General features: G+C 60.7%; 2 protein-coding genes. Both read right to left on the bottom strand.

Going from position 1 to position 4,093, the window contains the following annotated elements; all coding sequences use genetic code 11:
* Positions 1 to 1,166, bottom strand: a 1,166-nt coding sequence (locus ASB65_RS19110; RefSeq protein WP_155643908.1) for an ActS/PrrB/RegB family redox-sensitive histidine kinase, incomplete at its 3' end; no start/stop codon positions are given.
* Between the two features lie 29 nt (positions 1,167 to 1,195).
* Positions 1,196 to 3,661: an ATP-dependent helicase HrpB gene (hrpB, locus tag ASB65_RS19115; protein WP_060725073.1), complete on the bottom strand. Its 2,466-nt coding sequence runs from the start codon at positions 3,659 to 3,661 to the stop codon at positions 1,196 to 1,198.
* Positions 3,662 to 4,093: the final 432 nt, after the last annotated feature.

Genomic DNA, 4,093 nt, shown 5'->3' on the forward strand with positions numbered 1-4,093 from the left:
TTATAAGGGACAGCCCTTGTGTCGTTGTGACGTTCGGTCACATAGGGCTCGCCGATACGGGCAAGCACGTCATGGGCATAACCCGGCCCGTCGTCTTCAATGATGACGGCGACGTTCTGCTGATCGTAATCCACCGTTACGGTGACCTTTTCCCGCGCATAATCCACGCCGTTTTCAATGAGGTTGCCGAGACCGTAGATGATACCGGCATTGCGGATACCGACCGGCTCGTCGGCGCGATTGCTCTTTTCAACGAGTTCGAGGCGGATGCCGAATTCCCGGTGCGGGGCCATCACCTCCTCGATCAGCGAAGAGAGCGGCAGGCGGCGCATATGTTCTTCATTGTCGGTGGAAAGCGATGTGAGCCGGCGCAGAATGTCACGGCATCTTTCGCTCTGGCTGCGCAGCAGCGCTATATCTTCGCCAAATTTTTCGTCATGCCCAAGTTCCCGCTCCATCTCCTTCGCGACGACGCTGATTGTTGCGAGCGGCGTGCCCAGCTCATGCGCTGCTGCTGCTGCCAACCCATCCAGCTGTGAAAGATGTTTTTCCCGCTCCAGCACCAGTTCGGTTGCAGCCAGCGCATCCGCCAGCTGATTTGCCTCATGCGAAACGCGATAGGCATAAAAGGCCGCAAACGAGGTCGTGGCGATGATCGCGACCCAGGTGCCGACATGCAGCAGAAGCTGGATCGGCAAAACCTCGCCGGGATACCAGGGAACCGGAAAGGGGGAAAAAGCGATCGCCGTCGAGCAGATGACGGCAAAGGCGAGAAGAATAAGCGAGTGCCGAAGCGGCTGGGAGGCAAACGCGATGATGACCTGCACGCAGATCAGCGGCGCGAACGGATTGGAAAGTCCACCGGTGATGTAAATGAGCGCCGTCAATTGCAGCAGGTCGAAGGCCAGCAGCAACGTCGCTTCCCAGGGCTCCAGACGATAGGTGGAGGGAAAACGGGCAGTGAGAAACAGGTTGGCGAGCGCCAGTGCCGCGATCAAGAGGCCGCAGGCCAGAAGCGGCAGGGGGAAATTGAGCCCGAAGGCGACAAGCAGGATTGTCGCCGTCTGCCCGGCAACCGCCAGCCAGCGCAGCCAGACAATGGTCTGCAGCCTTATCCTGCGGCTGGCGCGGCCAAGTCTCGTGGTTTCGATCGAATGGCCAGCCATTTTCGTCTCCTTTACCCTCTTTATCGTCATCACGTCCCGTGCGGTTTTGCGCGGCTGGTCGGCAGCGCCGATGCCGGGTCTTCCGGCCATGGATGGCGTGGATAACGTCCGCGCATATCCGCCCGCACGTCCTTCCAGGATCCCGCCCAGAAACCGGGAAGATCGCGTGTCGTCTGTATCGGCCTGTGTGCCGGCGAGGTCAATTCCAGGAGCAGCGGCAACCGCCCCTGCGCAATCGATGGGTGAGCCCTCAGTCCGAAAAGCTCCTGCACACGAATGGAAAGCGTCGGTTCGCTGGCATCGTAACGGATGGGGTGGCGCTGGCCCGTCGGCGCTTCGAAATGCGTGGGCGCCAGCCTGCCGAGGTCGCGCCCTACCTCATGCGGCAACAGGGACAGAATCCCGTCGGAAAGGCTGCCGGGCCGGATGTCCTGCAGGCTGCGCGCGCCGTTCTGAAAAGGGACGAACCATTTGTCCAGCCGCGAAAGCAAAGCCTCGTCGCTGACATCAGGCCAGGGGTCGCCGATACTGGCGTTCAGAAAGCCGATTCTGTCGCGCAGCTGCAGCGTCTCTTTCGAAAACGGAAGAATGTCGATGCCGAATTCCCTGATACCATTGGCGAGCGCCTGGGCCGCCTGTTCACCCTCGGGGCGGGGCAGGGGTGTTTCGTCGAGGATGATGGCGCCAAGCCGCGTCACCCTTCGCGCACGCGCCTGGCCGCTCGCCTTGTCGAAAAGCAGCTGGTCCTGCTGAACGATGAGGTGCGGCATCCGCTCTTCTATATCGGTCCTTTCTATGCCCGCCGCCGCAAGGATGCGCGGTTGCGCCGCCCGTCCGGTAATATCGGCCACGACAAGCATTTTGCTCGCCGCCAGACGCTCGGTCTCGGCAAGCTCCGCACCCCGCCCATTGGCCATTACATAACGTCCGCGCGCGCCACGCTGGAGTGCGATCCTGTCCGGATAGGCGTGCAGCAGCAGTGGACCGGCCTCACTCGGCAATTCGGCTGTCGCCGTTTTGTCGCCGATCGCATCGAACAGCCTCGATGCCAGCTTCCGCGCCGCCAGCGCCCTTTCGCTCCTGTCGGAAAGAAAGTGTCGCAGCCGTTCATCGAGATCGATGTCGTTTCCGCCGAGCCCCTGTTCCGTCAACATGACGGCGAGCATCGCCGCCTTTTTCCCCGCACCCTCGCTTGCCGCCGCAATCACCATGGCTGCCAGTCGCGGTGGCAGCGAAAGGCCGCGCATCAGACGACCGCGCTGCGTCAGTGCGCCGCCTTTGTCGAGCGCGCCCAGATTTTTGAGAAGCGCCACCGATTCTTTAAGTGCGGCTTCGGGGGGCATATCAAGAAAAGCAAGAGAAGACGGGTCCTGAACCCCCCAATGGGCGAGATCGAGCGCAAGGCCGGCGAGATCGCTCGCCAGAATTTGCGGTGGCGTAAAGGCATTGAGCGCCGCCGTCTGTCCTTGATGCCACAGGCGGATCGCAACACCGGGTTCCGTTCGCCCGGCGCGCCCCGCCCGCTGGTCGGCGGAAGCGCGCGACACCCGCACCGTTTCGAGCCTCGTGATTCCCGTTGCCGGCTCGAAGACGGGCAGTCGCTGTAATCCGCTGTCGATCACCACACGCACGCCATCGATCGTAATGGATGTTTCGGCAATCGAGGTGGCCAGCACGATCTTGCGCCGTCCGGCTGGCGCCGGCTTTATCGCTGCATCCTGCTCCTTCTGCGAAAGGTTTCCGTAAAGGGGGATGATATCCGTATCACTGGGAAAACGCCCCTCCAGCCGCGCGGCCGTTCGGGTAATTTCCGCCTGTCCCGGCAGAAAAGCGAGGATGGAGCCGGTTTCCGACCCATGGGCTTCGGTAATCGCCTTGGTGACTTTTTCTTCAACCGGTACGCCCTGCCAACGATCCTCATAGCGGACGTCGATCGGAAACGTCCGCCCAAGGCTCTGAATGACCGGGGCATCTGCCATGAGCGCGCTGATGCGTTCGACATCGAGAGTGGCAGACATGACGAGGATGCGCAGATCGTCTCGCAACCCACTCTGCACGTCCAGTGCAAGCGCCAGTCCGAAATCGCCGTCGAGCGAACGTTCATGAAACTCGTCGAAAATCACAGTCGAAACGCCGGCAAGTTCGGGATCGTCCAGAACCATCCGGGCAAACACGCCTTCGGTCACCACCTCTATCCGGGTTTTCGAGGAGATGCGATTGTCGAGCCGCATGCGGTAGCCGACAGTTTGCCCGACTTCCTCGTGAAGCAGCTCGGCCATGCGCCCGGCCGCGGCCCGGGCGGCAAGCCGGCGCGGTTCGAGAAGAATGATCTTGCCGTCACCCCGCCAGTCCTGCTGCAAAAGATGAAGCGGCACCAGCGTCGTTTTACCCGCGCCCGGAGGGGCTGAAAGAACTGCGCGCTTCGCCCCGGCCAGGGCCTCGGCGATATCGCCCAGAACGGCACTGACGGGAAGTTCGGGCGATTCAGTCTTCATAGGGACGGACGTTCTGGTCATGCAAACAGGCCTGCGGCGATTGGGGGTGGGTTTAAGCGTCTTATATGCCGTTTCTAATGCACGACCCTGCGCTTTGACAGCCGTATGTAAGGATAAGGCAAATGCTCCGCCGGCAAAATTGCGGTTCCTGGCGCGCTATTTGCAATGACGCATGGAGGGGAGACATCCGGCCTGTGGTGAAACGTCTGAAGATTCCGCTCCTTTTCCCCCATTTCCGTTGCGCACCACGAAACTATGTAGTGATATCAATATCTTGATAAAAATGTCAGTTTTTTGACGGTGTGTGTGTTGACTTGTTTGGTGGGGTGGATTTATAAGTCCGCTCACTGAACGAGGGCGGCGGCGCTGCTGGCGACGACGACTTTCGTTCTAAAGAAATCAAGCGGATGGGCTGATAGCTTGTTTGTTTCC

It is taken from the genome of Agrobacterium tumefaciens str. B6, from assembly GCF_001541315.1.
GTDB classification, from domain to species: domain Bacteria; phylum Pseudomonadota; class Alphaproteobacteria; order Rhizobiales; family Rhizobiaceae; genus Agrobacterium; species Agrobacterium radiobacter.

Coding starts and splice junctions, on each gene's coding strand:
- hrpB (WP_060725073.1), bottom strand. CDS start 3,661: ATGAAGACTGAATCGCCCGAACTTCCCGTCAGTGCCGTTCTGGGCGAT.